At 58.7% G+C, this 16,851-nt stretch carries 15 protein-coding genes; 1 reads left to right on the forward strand and 14 read right to left on the reverse strand.

Annotation, left to right across the window (positions count from 1 at the left end; translation table 11 throughout):
- The 4 genes from G560_RS0115675 to G560_RS0115690 all read right to left on the reverse strand — a co-directional run.
- Positions 1–244, reverse strand: a 244-nt coding sequence (locus tag G560_RS0115675; protein WP_244870044.1) for a helix-turn-helix domain-containing protein, incomplete at its 3' end; no start/stop codon positions are given.
- Between the two features lie 81 nt (positions 245–325).
- Complete coding sequence (locus tag G560_RS0115680; protein WP_022705248.1) at positions 326–712, reverse strand: DUF2793 domain-containing protein; 387 nt, start codon at positions 710–712, stop codon at positions 326–328.
- Positions 713–821: 109 nt separating this feature from the next.
- Positions 822–2,126 (reverse strand): UDP-glucose dehydrogenase family protein, encoded by a 1,305-nt coding sequence (locus G560_RS0115685; protein ID WP_022705249.1) that lies wholly within the window; start codon positions 2,124–2,126, stop codon positions 822–824.
- A 241-nt stretch (positions 2,127–2,367) separates the two neighbouring features.
- Positions 2,368–4,656 carry an arginine/lysine/ornithine decarboxylase gene (locus G560_RS0115690; RefSeq protein WP_022705250.1) on the reverse strand — a complete coding sequence of 763 codons (2,289 nt, stop codon included), beginning with the start codon at positions 4,654–4,656 and terminating at the stop codon, positions 2,368–2,370.
- 257 nt (positions 4,657–4,913) lie between these two features.
- Between G560_RS0115690 and iolG the strand changes: the two genes are divergently transcribed.
- On the forward strand, positions 4,914–5,909 hold the full coding sequence (iolG, locus tag G560_RS0115695) for an inositol 2-dehydrogenase (protein WP_022705251.1): 996 nt from the start codon (positions 4,914–4,916) through the stop codon (positions 5,907–5,909).
- A gap of 109 nt (positions 5,910–6,018) precedes the next feature.
- Here iolG and G560_RS0115700 read toward each other — a convergent pair whose 3' ends face one another.
- The 10 genes from G560_RS0115700 to cdd form a co-directional block, all read right to left on the reverse strand.
- A complete protein-coding gene (locus tag G560_RS0115700) occupies positions 6,019–6,333 on the reverse strand; it encodes a hypothetical protein (RefSeq protein WP_022705252.1) in 315 nt (104 codons plus the stop codon).
- 402 nt (positions 6,334–6,735) lie between these two features.
- On the reverse strand, positions 6,736–7,458 hold the full coding sequence (locus G560_RS0115705) for an AbiU2 domain-containing protein (RefSeq protein ID WP_155947333.1): 723 nt from the start codon (positions 7,456–7,458) through the stop codon (positions 6,736–6,738).
- 90 nt (positions 7,459–7,548) lie between these two features.
- On the reverse strand, positions 7,549–9,348 hold the full coding sequence (gene lepA, locus G560_RS0115710) for a translation elongation factor 4 (RefSeq protein WP_022705254.1): 1,800 nt from the start codon (positions 9,346–9,348) through the stop codon (positions 7,549–7,551).
- Positions 9,349–9,457: 109 nt separating this feature from the next.
- Complete coding sequence (locus G560_RS19505; RefSeq protein WP_081647682.1) at positions 9,458–10,321, reverse strand: YHYH protein; 864 nt, start codon at positions 10,319–10,321, stop codon at positions 9,458–9,460.
- Between the two features lie 535 nt (positions 10,322–10,856).
- Positions 10,857–12,113 carry an SPOR domain-containing protein gene (locus tag G560_RS20395; protein WP_022705257.1) on the reverse strand — a complete coding sequence of 419 codons (1,257 nt, stop codon included), beginning with the start codon at positions 12,111–12,113 and terminating at the stop codon, positions 10,857–10,859.
- Between the two features lie 67 nt (positions 12,114–12,180).
- Complete coding sequence (gene upp / locus G560_RS0115730) at positions 12,181–12,813, reverse strand: uracil phosphoribosyltransferase (protein ID WP_022705258.1); 633 nt, start codon at positions 12,811–12,813, stop codon at positions 12,181–12,183.
- Positions 12,806–13,807 carry an adenosine deaminase gene (locus G560_RS0115735; RefSeq protein WP_022705259.1) on the reverse strand — a complete coding sequence of 334 codons (1,002 nt, stop codon included), beginning with the start codon at positions 13,805–13,807 and terminating at the stop codon, positions 12,806–12,808. Before G560_RS0115735 ends, upp begins: the two co-directional genes overlap by 8 nt.
- Positions 13,804–15,027 (reverse strand): phosphopentomutase, encoded by a 1,224-nt coding sequence (locus G560_RS0115740; RefSeq protein WP_022705260.1) that lies wholly within the window; start codon positions 15,025–15,027, stop codon positions 13,804–13,806. Before G560_RS0115740 ends, G560_RS0115735 begins: the two co-directional genes overlap by 4 nt.
- Positions 15,024–16,361, reverse strand: coding sequence for a thymidine phosphorylase (locus G560_RS0115745; protein ID WP_244870045.1), 1,338 nt, complete (start codon positions 16,359–16,361; stop codon positions 15,024–15,026). The genes G560_RS0115740 and G560_RS0115745 overlap by 4 nt, the downstream gene beginning before the upstream one ends.
- Positions 16,345–16,821, reverse strand: coding sequence for a cytidine deaminase (gene cdd, locus G560_RS0115750; RefSeq protein ID WP_081647684.1), 477 nt, complete (start codon positions 16,819–16,821; stop codon positions 16,345–16,347). Before cdd ends, G560_RS0115745 begins: the two co-directional genes overlap by 17 nt.
- Positions 16,822–16,851: the final 30 nt, after the last annotated feature.

The following is a 16,851-nucleotide window of genomic DNA, read 5'->3' on the forward strand; positions in this document are numbered from 1 at the left end:
CAGTCCGGCGCTCTTTGCGTGATTTGCGCTGATCCGAAACAAGCCATGCTGTCAGCTGAGTGACATACGGATCCAGCTTGCTCGGACGATCCGGCGTCTGAAACGCTGGCTCAACAATCCCCTCCCGCAAATACTTCTTGATCGTGTTGCGCGAGATGCCCGTGCGCCGCGCGATCTCGCGAATGGGCATCTTCTCTCGCAGCGCCCATCCCCGGATAACTTTTAAAAAACTCATGTCTATCACTCCAAGTGCCCCCAGCTGATTCAAGCTGAGGCAAGGTTGCACATGGGTCAGTTCTCAGTGACAATTTTTGCTGTTGCCGGGTCAGTTCTCAGTGACAATCAACATTCCAAGGGCTTCCAGTGACGACAAACTGCCTTGCCATGCCCCATCTTGCCAAACCACGTTGCGGTTCTCTGACAGCACATAGGCCTGCCAACCGGGGCGCGGTTCGTAAAACACCCAAGTATTGTTTACAAAAACGGCAATGGAATGGGCGGGCGCCCCCCACAACCCTGCCGCAGCGGGGGCGACAATGTGACGGTCGCCATTCACCGGGCTTGACGGTGGAACCGCCAAATCACGGTCAACAACGGTCAACTGGACCAACGCGTCCAGCACCAAAAGGGCCTCGTTATGGGTCACGTGTTTTTGCGCCTGCGACGGCATCAACAACGGCATCGACAGGTTGGCAGATAGGTCTTCAGGCATCGGACTCCCCTTACATCTGTAATATCAACAAGACGTTAGGAAGGAGAGCTTACGAATTTGCGGCGGGGGGACCCGATACATTTACCTTTGGGGCGTTTTTGTTAACGAATTATCGGCCAACGCCTTCATAGGCGGTGAAACCTGCCTCGATCGCGGTTTGGCGGCTGTAGATATTGCGCAAATCGGCCAAGCGTGGAACCCTCATCGCCCCCGCAAGGCGCTTCAGGTTCAGCGCGCGGAACTCGTTCCATTCGGTCAGAATGATGACCAAATCAGCCCCTTCAGCCGCGGCGTAGGGGTCTTCGAACCACTCGACACCCGGCAGCATTGCTTTGCCTTCGCGCAGGCCTTGCGGATCGACCACCCGCACTTTCGCACCCCCGCCAACGAGCGCGGGCACGATAGTCAGGCTGGGTGCGTCACGCATATCATCCGTTTCGGGTTTGAATGTCACGCCCAACACCACAACCGTGCGGCCATTCACCGTGTCATCGCAAAGGTCGACAATCTTGTCGATCATCCGGCGTTTGACCCCATCATTCACCTCGATCACCGTTTCGGTGATCCGCATGGGATAGCCGTGTTCCTGCCCGATCCGCGCCAAGGCCTTGGTATCTTTCGGAAAGCACGATCCGCCATAGCCCGGACCCGCGTGCAAAAAGTTGCGCCCGATCCGGCCATCAAGCCCGATACCGCGCGACACATCCTTAACATCGGCGCCCACACGTTCGCACAGGCCCGCAATTTCGTTGATAAAGCTGATCTTGGTGGCCAAAAACGCGTTGGCCGCATATTTGATCATCTCGGCAGTTTCCAAACCTGTGTAAACAATCGGGAAATCGCGCAAGAACAGCGGGCGGTACACCTCACCGATCACCTGTTTCGCCCGGTCGGTTTCGACGCCCACAACCACGCGGTCGGGTTTCATAAAGTCGTCAATCGCCGCACCTTCGCGCAGAAATTCGGGGTTGGATGCCACATCAAAATCCGCATTCGGCGCGGTTTGACGAATAACCTCGGCCACCTTGCGGTTGGTGCCAACCGGCACGGTGGATTTGGTGACCACGACGGCATATTCGGTCAGCTCGGCCGCAATTTCGGCGGCGGCGGCCATGACGTAGGTCAGATCGGCATGGCCATCACCGCGACGCGACGGGGTGCCTACGGCGATAAAAATTGCCTTGGCCCCTTGCACCGCGGCGGCAAGATCGGTGGTAAAGCTCAGACGGCCCGCGTCAACGTTGCGGGTCATGACAACATCAAGACCGGGCTCATAAATCGGAACCTCGCCGCGCAAAAGCTGCTCAATCTTGGCCGCAGATTTGTCGACACAAACCACATCATGGCCAAAATCCGAAAAACAAACCCCGGACACGAGGCCGACATATCCTGTCCCGATGACTGCGATCTTCATGACTGATTAACTCCTACCGTCCTACTTTCACGGGCATACGTTACCACATCGCGACAATAAAGAGATTTCGCATCCCTGATATGACGCATGAATGCGGTTTTGGCGTGAAATAAGTTGGAGGGCACCTGTTTGGCGGCATCCAGCGGCGCAGCTTTGGCTTTCGCGGGTCTAAGGCATTTTCAGCCTTAGACCCCCACCTGACTTATAGATCGTTTTGCAGCTGCTTGTGCAGGTTCCCGCCTCACTTTGCCACGCAATCGGCAAAATAATGGACAACGCCCATATCGTCGGCTTCTTGCACCAAGCCGTGAATATCGGTTTCAAACCCCGGGCATTCGCGGGCAAACTCACGATTGAACTTCAGATACTCCACGATCTTGGTGTTGAACACCTCGCCCGGAATCAACAGTGGAATACCGGGCGGATAGGGGGTTACAAGGCTGGTCGTGATCCGACCTTCCAGCGCGTCAATCGGCACCCGCTGGGTCGTACGTTTGGCGATATGCGAAAACGCATCTGTAGGCGTCATGGCGGGGGTATGATCGCTCAAATACATCTCGGTCGACAGGATCGCCACATCATATTTGGCATAAAGCTTGTGCACATGCTGGCACAAATCGGCCAACCCCATCTTTTCATAGCGCGGATATTTGGCACAAAATTCCGGCATGGTCCGCCACATCGGCTGGTTCTTGGCATAGTCATCCTTGAACTGCTGCAAAGCGGTCAGCAGCGAATTCCAACGGCCTTTGGTGATGCCAATCGTGAACATGATGAAAAAGCTGTAAAGCCCTGTTTTTTCAACCACAACGCCATGTTCGGCCAGATATTTGGTGACGATGGAGGCGGGAATACCCTCATCTTCAAACCGGCCGTCAAGGTTCAAACCGGGTGTGATGATCGTGGCCTTGATCGGGTCCAACATGTTGAACCCCGGCGCCATGTCACCAAAGCCGTGCCACGAATCCGCGCCATCGGACGCCTGCACGCCTTCGGCATCGGTGCGCTTCAGCACCCAATCCTTGGCGCGGCCAATACCTTCATCTTCCAGCGCCTCGGGGCCCCAAACCTGGAACCACCAGTCGTTGCCGTATTCCTCATCCACCTTGCGCATCGCGCGGCGGAAATCGAGCGCCTCCATGATGCTTTCTTCAACCAGCGCCGTGCCGCCGGGGGGTTCCATCATCGCAGCCGCCACATCACAGCTAGCGATAATGCTGTACTGCGGGCTGGTCGAGGTGTGCATCAGATAGGCCTCGTTAAACAAATGCCTGTCCAGTTTGGTGGTCTGGCTGTCTTGCACCAAAACATGGCTGGCTTGGGAAATCCCGGCCAGCAGTTTGTGAATGGATTGCGTGGCATAGGTCACCGAATGGCGGGGCCGGTCGCGCTTGCGGCCCATCGAATGGAAGGTGCCGTAGAACGGGTGGAACCCCGCATGTGGCAGCCACGCCTCATCGAAATGCAGGTTGTCGATATAGCCGTCCAGCACGTCCTTGATGGTTTCGGTGTTGTACAGCACGCCATCATAGGTCGATTGCGTCAGCGTCATGATCCGCGGCTTTACCGTATCGGCATCCACCCCCTTGAGCAGCGGGTTGGCGCGGATTTTGGCCTTGATCGCCTCAATCTCAAACTCGGCGCGCGGGATCGGGCCGATGATGCCGTAATGGTTGCGTGTGGGTTTCAAAAACACCGGAATGGCGCCGGTCATGATGATGCTGTGCAGGATGGATTTGTGGCAGTTGCGGTCCACCACAACCACATCACCAGGGGCAACCGTATGATGCCACACCATTTTATTCGATGTCGACGTGCCATTGGTTACGAAAAAGCAATGGTCCGCGTTGAAAATTCTGGCCGCGTTGCGTTCAGACGCGCCAATCGCGCCGTTATGGTCCAACAGCTGGCCCAGCTCCTCAACCGAGTTGCACACATCGGCGCGCAGCATGTTTTCGCCGTAAAACTGGTGATACATCTGGCCAATCGGGCTTTTCAAAAACGCCACACCACCGGAATGGCCGGGGCAGTGCCAAGAATAAGAACCATCCTCGGCATAGTTCAAAAGCGCCTTGAAGAATGGCGGCTGGATCCCATCCAGATAGGTCTTGGCCTCGCGGATGATATGGCGAGCCACAAATTCGGGCGTATCCTCGAACATATGGATAAAGCCGTGGAGTTCGCGCAGAATATCATTGGGCAAATGGCGGCTGGTTTTGGTTTCGCCGTAGACATAAATCGGCACATCGGCATTTTTCCAGCGGACTTCCTCGATGAAACTGCGCAGGTTCAACACGGCAGGGTCAAGGTCGGGGCCGGGGCTGAACTCTTCATCGTCAATCGACAAAACAAAGGCACTGGCGCGCGATTGTTGCTGCGCGAACTTGGACAAATCACCATAGCTGGTGACACCCAGCACCTCGAAACCCTCCTTCTCAATAGCCTCAGCCATCGCACGGATGCTGGAACCGGACGAGTTTTCGGAACGGAAATCTTCGTCAATGATGACGATGGGAAAGCGAAATTTCATGAGAAGTCTCCAAGCGGGCAAGCCGCGAACGGGATGAAAAGGAGTGACCCGGCCAATCTGTTGGCTTGCCTGTTTCTTTCCATTGATGGCGCGCGTGTCAAGGATAGACCCTGCGCAGCACCCCTTATTGGGCAGGAAAATGCGCGTGATCCAAACATTCCAGATCTAACGCGCTTCGGCCCCTTGCGGTTCCATTGGCACTGCGGCAATGCTTTCCAAACACTTTTCCATACCCCCTTATCCTGAAGGAAGCCCAGATGTTGAAAGTTGGTATACTTGGCGCAGGTCGCATTGCTGGCGTCCATGCCGCTGCAATCACCGCGCATTCCGGCAGCACGCTGGTTGCGGTATCCGATTTCATTCCGGCCAATGCCGAAAAGCTGGCCGCCCAATACGGCTGTGAGGCGCGCACGAATGACGCCATCTTGAACGATCCCACCATCGACGCAGTGCTGATAGCCACGTCGACCGACACCCATTCGGGGTTTATTGAGGCGGCAACGGCAGCGGGCAAAGCGGTGTTTTGTGAGAAACCCGTCGATCTGTCGTTGGCCCGCGCACAGGCTTGCCAAAAACTGGCCAGCGCAAGTGGCCGGCCCGTAATGATCGGTTTTAACCGCCGCTTTGACCCCAACTTTGGCGCGCTAAAAGCCGCGCTTGACGCAGGTGAGATTGGGAAGGCAGAGCTGCTGTCCATCACCTCTTTCGACCCGACACCGCCACCTGTGGCCTATGTCAAAGTGTCGGGCGGGTTGTTCCGCGATATGATGATCCATGATTTTGACATGGCGAATTTCATCATGGGCACGGCACCGGAGACGATTAACGCCGTTGGAACGTCGATCGTTGATCCCGACATCGGGCTGGCGGGTGACGTGGATACTGCTGTTGTTACAATGACTTACGCTGACGGGCGGATCGCCGTCATCAAAAATTCCCGCCGCGCGGCCTATGGCTATGACCAACGGGTGGAATTGCTGGGGTCCAAAGGGATGCTGCAAGCGCAAAACGTATTGGAAAACACGGTTGTAAAGTCGACGGTTGATGGCGTGACGGGGGCAAAACCGACCTATTTCTTCTTGCAGCGCTATACGGCGGCTTTCACGGCAGAATGGGCGGGTTTTGTTGCAGCCTTGGCGAATGGGACCGCAATGCCCGTGACATTGGACGACGGTGTTGCCGCCCTTGCGATGGCCGGGGCGGCGACCATGTCGGTCAAAACCGGCGCGCCCGTGCGGTTGGACAGCATCTAAGCCAGACCACCCAAGGGGTTGAATAATCTTTGTTTTTCAGCCCCTTAGGTGATCAACTCAAACCCGCGCAAAACGCCGGTTTACCGGCGCGCGCCACGCATAAGCGTGCTTAACCAGCCTTCTTGGGGCAGGTGACGCGGCCGCGCATTTCGCCGCTGTCGCCTTGCAAGGTGCTGGCGACCAAACGGCATCCCGTCACCTCGGGGATCATGTCAATCATCGTGGCGCGAATGGCCTGATGCTGCCCCCGCGCGGCCCAGCCGAGGCGGATAATTTCGACCTGTTTGCCCTTTTGAAACACCGTGTATTGGCGCCCGTCACGGGTCACATCGGTGCGCGTGGCCCCCCACATCTGCGGGGCAGGCTGGGCACCGCAAGCGGTGAGGGCGAGGAGGAGGGCGAGGATACGCATGGGGCTGATCATGCCGGATCAGAGTTAAGTTTGGGTTAATTTTGGGCGGATTGGGGCGTATGCCATGCGTATGTTATGCGTATGCCATCCGTACATACAGGCGTGTTTTTGGGTTTGGATGGGTGCGAGGGGTGAGGGCGGCGCCGAGGGGGTGGCGTAGGGTGGGTGCAACCCACCGCGTGAGGGGTGGGGAGTCGGGGTGAAACCCCGACCTACGGGGGTGGGGGTGGTGCGCTGAAGCGCACCCTACAGAATGCGCGACGTACCGTTCCTATTGGCAGGACACCGCGCCCGAACCGAGGGGTGGGTGCGTTAGCGCCCGCGTCGCGCCAAGGGCGCGCTTTCAGCGCGACGGGGGCGGTTCGGGCCCTGCCAAATCGAAGATTTGGCAGGGGGGAGGAGAAATCTTTTCAGTTAAAATGGATCATCACGAAAGCCTGAATCCCAAATCCAACAAGGGACCAACGGCTCGTTGAAGGCTTGCCAATCACCCGCCTTAGCTTTTGCTAATTTTCCGGCTTCTATTTCGTTGGCCGCATTGTTTCCGAGGAAAATTCGCTCCAAAAACTGTTGCTCATCATCAACCGATGTCAGAGGCAACAGTTTACAATGGACATCTCGCACGCGCGAGTGAAACTCATGAACGAACTCCATAATTGCTTTTACGGCCGCGGTGGTGTCACGCCGAACAACCATCACGGTGTCGTCGCCAATTGCATGCGCCAAGTCAGTATGAGCTATGTATTTGTCTGCATATAGACGCGATGTTTTACAGGCCAGTTTCAACCCAGCAAAAGAAGAAGAAGTGTCTAATTGTTTGTAGCCTTTTGCAATTCTGACCATCTGTTCTAAAGACAAGTTTGCCTTGCCTGATTGGATCGCCGGATCTGTTAGCTTTCTGATCTTAAGTAGGGCATTGTCCCAAAGAAGGTTTTGCAACAATTGAGCAGTTAATCCAGAAGCCTGATTTAGAACCGCAACGCGTTCTTTGGGGCCGCAGAAAAAGTACAAAAAGGCTCGCCATTCAAGCGAAAGCTGAGAAACGCTATTTGTCAACTTAAGAATGATCTGGCCATCTTCCAAACCGAACTCGGAAGTATAATCGTTAGCAATTTCCTCAGCCGATCTGTCAGCCATTTTCAAACCACTCCCAATTCCCCACCGCGTGGGCACGCGTTTGGCCTTTGGCCAATCGCTTTCGCCCACCCGCCCTGAAACTGGACAGCCTTAGCTGTCCATTTTTAGGGCGCTAATAAACGCCTCTTGTGGGATTTCGACTTTACCGAACTGACGCATCCGCTTTTTACCGGCTTTCTGCTTTTCCAGCAGCTTCTTTTTCCGGCTGGCGTCGCCGCCATAGCATTTCGCGGTCACGTCTTTGCGCATCGCGGACAGGGTTTCGCGGGCAATCACGCGGCCGCCAATCGCGGCTTGGATCGGGATTTTGAACATGTGGCGGGGGATCAGGTCTTTCAGCTTTTCCACCATCGCGCGGCCCCGCATATCGGCGCGGTCGCGGTGGACCATCATCGACAAGGCATCGACGGGTTCGTCGTTCACAAGGATCGACATTTTGACGAGGTGATCTTCGCGGTATTCGGAAATCACATAGTCAAAGCTGGCATAGCCTTTGGACACCGATTTGAGGCGGTCGTAGAAGTCGAACACCACCTCGGCCAGCGGCAAGTCATAGACGACCATCGCGCGGGGGCCGGCGTAGGACAGGTCCATCTGGATGCCGCGGCGATCTTGGCAAAGTTTTAACACATCGCCCAGATACTCATCCGGAACAAGGATGGTGGCCTTGATGCGCGGCTCGTCGATATGGTCGACCAGCGTCAGGTCGGGCATGTCGGCGGGGTTGTGCAGGTCGCGCACCTCGCCGTCTTTCATATGGAGGTGGAACACGACCGAGGGGGCCGTGGTAATCAGGTCGAGGTCATATTCGCGTTCCAGACGGTCGCGGATTACTTCGAGGTGGAGAAGGCCGAGGAAACCGCAGCGGAAACCGAAACCGAGGGCGGCAGAGGTTTCCATTTCACTGCTGAAACTGGCGTCGTTCAGTTGCAGCTTTTCGATGGCATCGCGCAGGTCGTCGAAATCATTGGCATCGACGGGGAAGAGGCCGCAGAACACCACGGGTTGCGCGGGTTTGAAGCCCGGCAAAGGGGTCTCGCAGCCCTTCTTCTCGGATGTGATCGTATCGCCCACGCGGGTATCGCGGACCTGTTTGATGGAGCCGGTCCAGATGCCGATTTCACCGGGCCCAAGTTCGGCGATATCAACCATCTGGGGTTTGAGAACCGCCAGTTTATCCACGCCATAGACCGCGTTGGTCTGCATCATCTTGATGCGGTCGCCTTTGCGGATCACGCCATCAATCACGCGGATCATGACGACCACGCCGAGGTAACTGTCATACCAGCTGTCGACCAGCATCGCCTTAAGCGGCGCATTGCGGTCGCCTTTGGGCGGTGGCAGGCGGGTGATGATGGCTTCCAGCACGTCGGGGATACCGAGGCCGGATTTGGCAGAAATCTCTACCGCGTCGGACGCATCAAGCCCGATCACATCCTCGATCTGCTGTTTGACGCGGGCTGGTTCGGCGGCTGGAAGGTCGATTTTGTTCAGCACGGGCACGATTTCATGCCCCGCGTCCAGCGCGTGATAGACGTTGGCCAGCGTCTGCGCCTCGACCCCTTGGGAGGCGTCGACGACCAGAAGAGACCCTTCGACGGCGCGCATCGACCGCGACACCTCATAGGCGAAATCGACGTGGCCGGGGGTGTCGATCAGGTTCAGGATATAGCGTTTGCCATCCTTTGCCGGATATTCGATGCGGACCGTGTTGGCCTTGATCGTGATGCCACGCTCGCGCTCGATATCCATCGAGTCGAGCATCTGTGCCTTCATATCGCGTTCGGCCACCGTCCCTGTCATCTGGATCAAACGATCCGCAAGGGTGGATTTGCCGTGGTCAATATGCGCCACGATGGAGAAATTGCGGATGAGATCTAGATCGGTCATAGAGGGGCATATAGCCTGTCTTTGCGGCCTCGGAAAGGGGTCTTGCAAGGCGCGGGATGCCCGTTTTGCTTCCCGCCCCGTGATCTTGGTTTTTTATGTCAAGATGCGATCAGCGCCGCACCGCTGTCCCCGCAAAGCAACCAAGCGTGTAGGGGTATTCGTCGGTCAGGTGGTAGTGGTACATCTGAACGCTTTTACCATCCCACATCACCGTTTCCGTATGGCCGTGGCAGGCATCCAGATCGGCGTTGGACAGATGCGTGCCGCCTGCCCCCGCCATGCCGTAAATGCCAAAGCCATCCAGCGCATAGGCCACAAGGCCGGAATGGCCATCGGTGCCCTTGCCCAGCTCTTCCATACAATCGGATGCGGAATGATAATGGTACTGGCCGCGCCCTTGGGGGTGGCCGTTGCATTTATCTTGGATCTCATGCGCGGCGGCATCCAGCCCGATCGCATCCAAAGCATTATAAATTAACGCTCCCGTCAGGGCCACGCCGATGGGGCCCATTGGCAGGCACGAGGGGCTGGCGGCGACCGATGGGTTTGCGGGCAGGTCAAAGGTGATCGACTGTGCGGAAATGCCGTTGGGGTTACGGTCGTATTGATACAGCGGGTCGCTGCGGTCTATCGGGAAGGCGCCAGTGCCATGATTGGGCAGGGATTTGCCCGACAGGCGGCGGGTGGCGCCTTGGGTGGTGACCGTAAGGCCGCCGCCGTTATAGGTCACGTTCCCCGCCAGAAACGGCTTTTGATCGGGATACCAGACATCGCCTTTGATCCACGGGCCCGAAGGCGCTGCCGCACCCGGGCGCGATTTGAAACGGGTTTGGCACGCAAAGACATTGTCGCGCTTGGGCGAGGAGGACACATTGCCATCGCCCAAGGGGACGGCATTACTGTGGGCAAACGCCGAGACTGGCGACAAGGCCACTGCAAGCACGAGACCCGCACAGAGATTTTGAGGCGGCATGACAAAAATCCTTGGATATCGATTTTACTTCAGGGCCCGCAAACATAGGCGCGGTTAGGAGTAGAACGGGAATAAGGGGATTTTCCGTCACAGAAACATTTGGGGCCGTCGGGTGAACAGCCGAAGGCTGCGCTTAACGCTTTGTATTTAAGTAAATTCAAGGGAAGCAAAAACATCAATAAAAAGGGGGGCAATTTGCCCCCCCAAACGCGTTTAGGCTTTTCTGAGTGCCTTCACGGCCTTTTTCATCTTGCCCAACTGTTTTACGATCTTGGCCTTGCGGTCCTTGATCTCTTTTTTCAGCGCTTTGGCCGAGGACTTCTTTGCCATGACTGGCTCCTTTAAGGTTGCGCGACGGGGTCGCGGGATGTGGCAACGGTACGGCGAAACCGGGGGGCTGTACAGGGTTCTCGCCTTATGACTTCCCCGCTTCCACTACATAAGAAAAACCCCCTTCAGCTTGCGCCAAAGGGGGTGAGGTTTATTCTGCCCGACTTCTTGCCGCGCCCCCGTATGGGGCGTGGATACCTGTAGGTTAACGGATGAAGGCGTCGCCAAAACCGGACCGCCGCGCGGCAGCCAAGGCGGCATTTGCCGCGCCTGCATCGCCGAACGGGCCCGCCATAACGATTTGCAAATTGCGCCCTTTGCTGGTGATCCGTGATTTCGCAACTGGCAGGCCAAGCCCTTGCAGACGGGCCGCTGACCGTGCCGCATTGGCGGGTTCGCCAAAGGTGCCGACTTGTACGTAATACCGCCCACCCTTGGTCGCGCGGGGGGCGTTGCTGGTCGAGGTGGCGTAGACTGTGCGCTTGACCGTTTTGCGCACGGTCTGGTTCGTGGCCAACTGGGCCGGAATATCGCGGGTCCAGACCTGATCTTGCTGGGCCTGACCGCGCGCCGTGCCACGGGCACGATTCGGGTTCAGGCGGTCATCGTTCCACGCAGGTTTGTAGCCATCGGGAACGGTCATTTGGGACCGATTGCCCAACGCAAGGGGCGGGGTCGCGCTGTCGATGCCGCCGTTCAAAGCCGTACACATGACGGTGGAGCCACCGCCACGAATGTCATAACGCCGAGCAACCGGGGCATCGGGCGGGCAGCGATAACCACCCCCGGCCGATACGCCAGCTTCGATCCCCGACGTTGCGCGGGGCGTGTAGGCGGGCGCAGGTTGCAAAGCGGGCTGCGGCGCGCTGCGGGCAACCTGAATGCGGCTGGCTGCGGCCTGAACATCGAACCCGGCATCGGCCGAACACAGCAAGGTGCGGCGGCCATCGGCCAAAGTAACACGCGCGCCAAAGGGTGACGTGCGCGGGCAACCGCTTTGGCGTTCCACGCCAGACGCCAGACGTGGCTGCACGGCTTTGGGCACAATGGCGGCCACGGCGGGCGCGCGCAGCACGGGTTGGGGAGCAGGTTTTGCCATGACAGGCGGGGCGGTCGGGCGCAGGCTGGCGATGGTTTCCATCGGCTTGGTGCTGCCGGATGTGCTGGGTTGCGCAGTGCGCGGCGCAGGTACTGGTGCAGCTTCGGCGACAGCAGCGTCACGCGCGGCCGAAGACCGCGACTGCCCACACAGCGCCTTGCGGTCACGCGAAATGCGCGGCACCCAGTTTACGCGACCGCCGATGCCTGCGCGCAAAAACACGCAGCCCCGACTGTCAACATATTGCGAGCCCTTGAAGCCGGCGGGCGGATTTTCGGCAGGTCCGCGCAAAGATTGGGCCGATGCAGCGGATACAACAGATACGGCTGCCCAAGCGGCAACCGCGAGTACTTTGAACAACATTACTACCCCCATGTAGCGTGGGGCGATGATGAATCATCATTGTTTCCGAGTAAAGGCCAAAAGCCCGTTATTTTGTACCAAACATGCGATCACCCGCATCCCCTAGTCCTGGCACGATATACCCATGATCGTTCAAGTGGCTGTCGAGCGAAGCCGTTACGATGGGCACATCGGGGTGTGCCTCACGCATACGCGCAACGCCTTCGGGGGCCGCAAGCAGGCACAAAAACTGAATGTTCGTGGCCCCTTGCGCCTTGAGCAGGTCGATCGCTGCCACCGATGAATTGCCTGTGGCCAGCATGGGATCAACCACAATCGTCATCCGGCTTTCCAGCGCATCGGGCACTTTGCAATAATATTGCACGGGTTTTAAGGTTTCAGGATCGCGGTAAAGGCCAACGAACCCAACGCGCGCGGCAGGGATCAGCTCCAAAATCCCATCCAGCAGCCCGTTGCCCGCCCGCAGAATCGAAATCAGCGCCAGTTTCTTGCCTTCCAGCACCGGCGCATCCATCGGCTGCATCGGCGTTTCAATGCGCATCGTGGTCATGGCCAGATCGCGCGTGACCTCATAGGCCAAGAGCAAGCTGATCTCGCGCAGAAGGCGACGGAAGCTGGCGGTCGAGGCGGTTTTGTCGCGCATCAGTGACAATTTATGCTGCACCAACGGGTGGGACACGACGGTAAGATGGTCACGCATTGGCTTGCTCCAGTATTTTATCCAGTCGCGTTTTGGTATCGGCATCACAAAAGGCCGCGTCAAGTGCCGCTTTTGCCATTTGATCAAAGAACGCGTCGTCCCAGTCAAAGGCGGCGTGCAGGTTTTCGTATTCTTTTTGCATGGTGGTGTGGAAAAACGGCGGGTCATCGGTGGACACGGTGACTTTGACGCCGCGTTTGTAAAGGTCGTTGATCGGGTGTTTGCGGATGCTGAGATACAGGCCCAGCGCCACGTTTGACCCGGGGCAGGCCTCTAGCACCACGCCTTTTTCGGCCAGTTCATCCACCAGCGCAAGGTCTTCGATGGCGCGAACGCCGTGGCCGATGCGGGTGACATTCAGGTCGTTCATGGCCGAGCGCACAGAGTCCGGCCCGCCCCATTCGCCCGCATGGGCGGTCAGGTGCAGACCCGCCTCCTGCGCGCAATCGAACGACCATTTGAAATCGGACAGATGCCCCGATTTTTCATCGCCGCCGATGCCAAGGCCGACAATCCAGTCGCCCGCCGTTTCCGCCGCACATAGGGCGGTTTCACGCGCCTTTTCAGGGCCGAAATGGCGGATCGGGGTGACGATGCCGCGCAGGGTGATGCCCATTGTCGCCTGTGCAATATCTGCCGCCTCACGGATCGCGTGCAGGTATTCGCGCCATGCGGTCACATCGCGGCCCCCGCAGAAATCGGGGCTGATAAACGCCTCGGTATAGATCACGCCCGACTTGGCGCTTTCTTCCAGCACGGCAAGGGTCAGGCGGTGGTAATCTTGTGGGGTTTTCAGGGCGGCGGTGGCCGCCTCATACACACGCAGGAAATCCCAAAAATCGGTGTATTTATAATGGCCATCGGCGTCAAAAATGCCTGATATATCAAGATGTTTTTCACGTGCCAGCCCGCGGATAAAGGCAGGCGGCGCGGCCCCTTCAAGGTGCAGATGCAGTTCCAGCTTTGGGCGGTTGGTGTGCGACAGATAGCTCATATAAAACTGGTCCCCGGCCCTTGATTTTCAACACCCAAATGCGCCGCGACCGAGGCGGCTACATCGGTAAAGGCACACAGCCCAATCTCTCCGCGCGGCAGGCCAGCACAGAGCACCGGCACACGTTCGCGGGTGTGTTCGGTGCCGCGCCATGTGGGGTCGTTGCCGTGGTCGGCAGTGAAAATAGCGAGATCACCGGGGCGCATCCGGGCCATAAAGGCGCCAACGCGGGCATCAAACCATTCCAGCGCGCGGGCATAGCCGGCCACATCGCGGGGGTGACCATAAAGGCTGTCAAATTCGACGAAATTGGCAAAGGTCAAAGACCCCGGCTCGGCGGTCTCTTGCAGGGCCAAAAGCTGGTCAAACAGGTCGGCATCGGATTTGCCTTTGTGCTGCGTACCGATGCCTTTGCCCGAAAAGATATCGCCGATTTTGCCGACGGCATGGGTCGCGCGGCCAGCATCTTGAACCCAATCGAGCAAGGTCGGGCTGGGTGGATCAATCGCGAAATCATGGCGGTTGGGGGTGCGTTTGAAATTGTCACAGGTGCCGGTAAAAGGGCGCGCAATGACACGGCCAACCTTGCGGGCATGCAGATAGGGCGCAAGATCGGCACAAAGTTTCAGCAGGCGATCAAGGCCGAATGCCTCTTCATGTGCGGCGATCTGGAACACGCTATCGGCGGAGGTATAGCAGATCGGCCAACCCGTGCGCAGGTGTTCGTCGCAATGGGCGTTGATGATGGGCACACCCGAGGCATGGCAATTGCCCAAGATGCCCGCAGTGCCAGCAAGGCGGCAGACCTCGGCCACGAGATCCGCATCAAAAGCAGGATTTTGATCGGGGAAATAGGTCCAATCCCACGGCACGGGCACACCTGCGAGTTCCCAATGGCCCGAAGGGGTGTCTTTGCCGCGCGACACCTCGGTCGCCGCCCCCCAAAGGCCGGACGCCGTGCTGCGGGCCAAGGATTGCGCTGTGCCAAGGGCGTCGGATGATCCCGGCACCGAAAGCTCCATCGCGTTTGCCACGCCAAGACGGCCCAAGACCGGAAGCAGCAGCGGCCCTTCGCGACCCAGATTGGCGCGGCCTGCCGCACATTCGGCGGCGATATGGCCCAGCGTATTGGCCCCCGCATCGCCAAAATCGGCGGCATCGGGCGCGCCGCCACAGCCCACGGAATCCATCACAATCAGAAAGGCGCGGTTTTGGGTCATGTTATTCTTCCGATAATCAAGGGCGGCAAATCTGGTGCCTGATCCGTGATCGTATAGGCTGCGGCAAGCTGTTTCAACGCCGCCTCGGCTTGGGCCTTGGTTGCGGCATGAACCCGCGCAAGGGGTTGGCCCGGTTCCACCGTCGTGCCAATCGCCGCAAGGTTTGAAAGGCCAACCGAGGGGTTGATCGGCGCGCCTTGGCGCAGCCGCCCGCCGCCCAGTTGCACGACGATATGGCCAAGGCTTTCGGTATCAATCGCGCCAATGAACCCGTCAAGCGGGCTGTTGAAATCAAGCGTCACAGGGGCGGATGGCAAGCGGTCGGGCCAGCGATCAACAAAGTCGGCGGGGCCACCTTGGGCTGCGATCATGTGGCCAAAATACTCGGCGGCGGCCCCGCTTTGCAAGGCCTGTTCAATGCGCGCGGCCCCGTCTGCCGCATCGGCGGCCAACCCGCCCAGCGCCAGCGCCTCGCCGCCCAAGGCGGCGGTCAGATCCCACAGGGCGGCATTTACGGCTGTGCCGGTCAGGGTTTCCATAACCGCAATCACCTCGAGCGCGTTGCCTGCGGCGGGGGCGAGGGGTTGCGACATATCGGTGATAAGGGCGGTTGTCATGCAGCCCGCGCCTTGGGCGGTGGACACCAGTGCCTGCGCCAGCGCACGCGCCTGTTGTTCGGTTTTCATGAAGGCACCGGAGCCGAATTTTACATCCAGCACCAACCCTTCGAGCCCCGCCGCCAGCTTTTTCGACAGGATCGAGGCGGTGATAAGGTCGATACTGTCCACGGTCGCCGTGACATCGCGGATGGCGTAAAGGCGGCGGTCGGCAGGGGCGATTTGTGGTGAGGCGGCGATGATGGCGCAGCGGGTTTGGGCCAACTGGCTGCGCAGTTGGTCGGTCGTGCGGTCGGTGCGCAGGCCAGGGATGGATTCCAGCTTGTCCAGCGTGCCGCCCGTATGGCCCAAGCCGCGCCCCGAAATCATCGGAACGTAAGCCCCGCAAGCGGCCAGTGCGGGGGCGAGCAAAAGCGAGGTGCAATCGCCGATACCGCCTGTGGAATGCTTGTCGACCACCGGACCCGGGAGATCCCAGTGCAGCTGTTCGCCGCTGTTTTGCATCGCGCGGGTCAAAGCCACGCGGCCTGCAGGCCCCAGCCCGTTCAGACAAATCGCCATGGCAAAGGCGCCCGCTTGGGCATCCGATACCTCACCCGAAGCAAGACCTGCCGCGAACCAATCCAGCGCTGCGGGTGCAGGCGGCAGGCCTGCCCGCAAGCCCGCGATTATAGTGCGGGCATCATGGGGGGCGCCTTGGTCATTTGGCATCGACATTGGCCATATGGGCGGCACTGAAGGAGCCTGGAAGCAGGTCGGCCACAGTGACCACGGCAGTGACGCCTTGCAGATTGACCATCGTGACAGTCACATCCGGCCCCGCAAATTCCGCGATTTTCTGGCGGCAACCGCCGCAAGGGGTGACGGGGGTGGGGCTGTCCGAGATCACCACCAGTTCGGCAATTTGGTAATCGCCGCCCGCGCACATGGCCGCAATCGCCCCCGCCTCGGCGCAGGTGCCTTCGGGATAGGCGACGTTTTCGGCGTTTACGCCAACATAGGTATTGCCCGAGGTGCTGCGCAGGGCCGCGCCAACCTTGAAGCGGGAATAGGGCGCATAGGCGTTTTCGCGGACAGCGGTTGCAGCTTTGAGCAGGGACATATCGGCCTCCGAAGGGGTGTTTTGGGTAGTTTGGGGTTGGGGCGCTTGGTTTGCAAGAGGGGGGCGGGGGGACAGGCCGGGGGACTTCACGTCCCCCGGACCCCC

Source organism: Pseudorhodobacter ferrugineus DSM 5888, assembly GCF_000420745.1.
Classification (GTDB): Bacteria; Pseudomonadota; Alphaproteobacteria; order Rhodobacterales; family Rhodobacteraceae; genus Pseudorhodobacter; species Pseudorhodobacter ferrugineus.

Excerpts from the sequence above, each read along its gene's own strand:
- lepA (WP_022705254.1), bottom strand. The coding sequence starts at position 9,348 with ATGACCGATCTAGATCTCATCCGCAATTTCTCCATCGTGGCGCATATT.
- upp (WP_022705258.1), bottom strand. The coding sequence starts at position 12,813 with ATGCGTGACCATCTTACCGTCGTGTCCCACCCGTTGGTGCAGCATAAA.
- G560_RS0115680 (WP_022705248.1), bottom strand. The coding sequence starts at position 712 with ATGCCTGAAGACCTATCTGCCAACCTGTCGATGCCGTTGTTGATGCCG.
- iolG (WP_022705251.1), top strand. The coding sequence starts at position 4,914 with ATGTTGAAAGTTGGTATACTTGGCGCAGGTCGCATTGCTGGCGTCCAT.
- G560_RS0115690 (WP_022705250.1), bottom strand. The coding sequence starts at position 4,656 with ATGAAATTTCGCTTTCCCATCGTCATCATTGACGAAGATTTCCGTTCC.
- G560_RS0115745 (WP_244870045.1), bottom strand. The coding sequence starts at position 16,361 with ATGTCGATGCCAAATGACCAAGGCGCCCCCCATGATGCCCGCACTATA.
- G560_RS0115685 (WP_022705249.1), bottom strand. The coding sequence starts at position 2,126 with ATGAAGATCGCAGTCATCGGGACAGGATATGTCGGCCTCGTGTCCGGG.
- G560_RS19505 (WP_081647682.1), bottom strand. The coding sequence starts at position 10,321 with ATGCCGCCTCAAAATCTCTGTGCGGGTCTCGTGCTTGCAGTGGCCTTG.
- G560_RS0115705 (WP_155947333.1), bottom strand. The coding sequence starts at position 7,458 with ATGGCTGACAGATCGGCTGAGGAAATTGCTAACGATTATACTTCCGAG.
- G560_RS0115740 (WP_022705260.1), bottom strand. The coding sequence starts at position 15,027 with ATGACCCAAAACCGCGCCTTTCTGATTGTGATGGATTCCGTGGGCTGT.
- G560_RS20395 (WP_022705257.1), bottom strand. The coding sequence starts at position 12,113 with ATGTTGTTCAAAGTACTCGCGGTTGCCGCTTGGGCAGCCGTATCTGTT.
- G560_RS0115735 (WP_022705259.1), bottom strand. The coding sequence starts at position 13,807 with ATGAGCTATCTGTCGCACACCAACCGCCCAAAGCTGGAACTGCATCTG.
- G560_RS0115700 (WP_022705252.1), bottom strand. The coding sequence starts at position 6,333 with ATGATCAGCCCCATGCGTATCCTCGCCCTCCTCCTCGCCCTCACCGCT.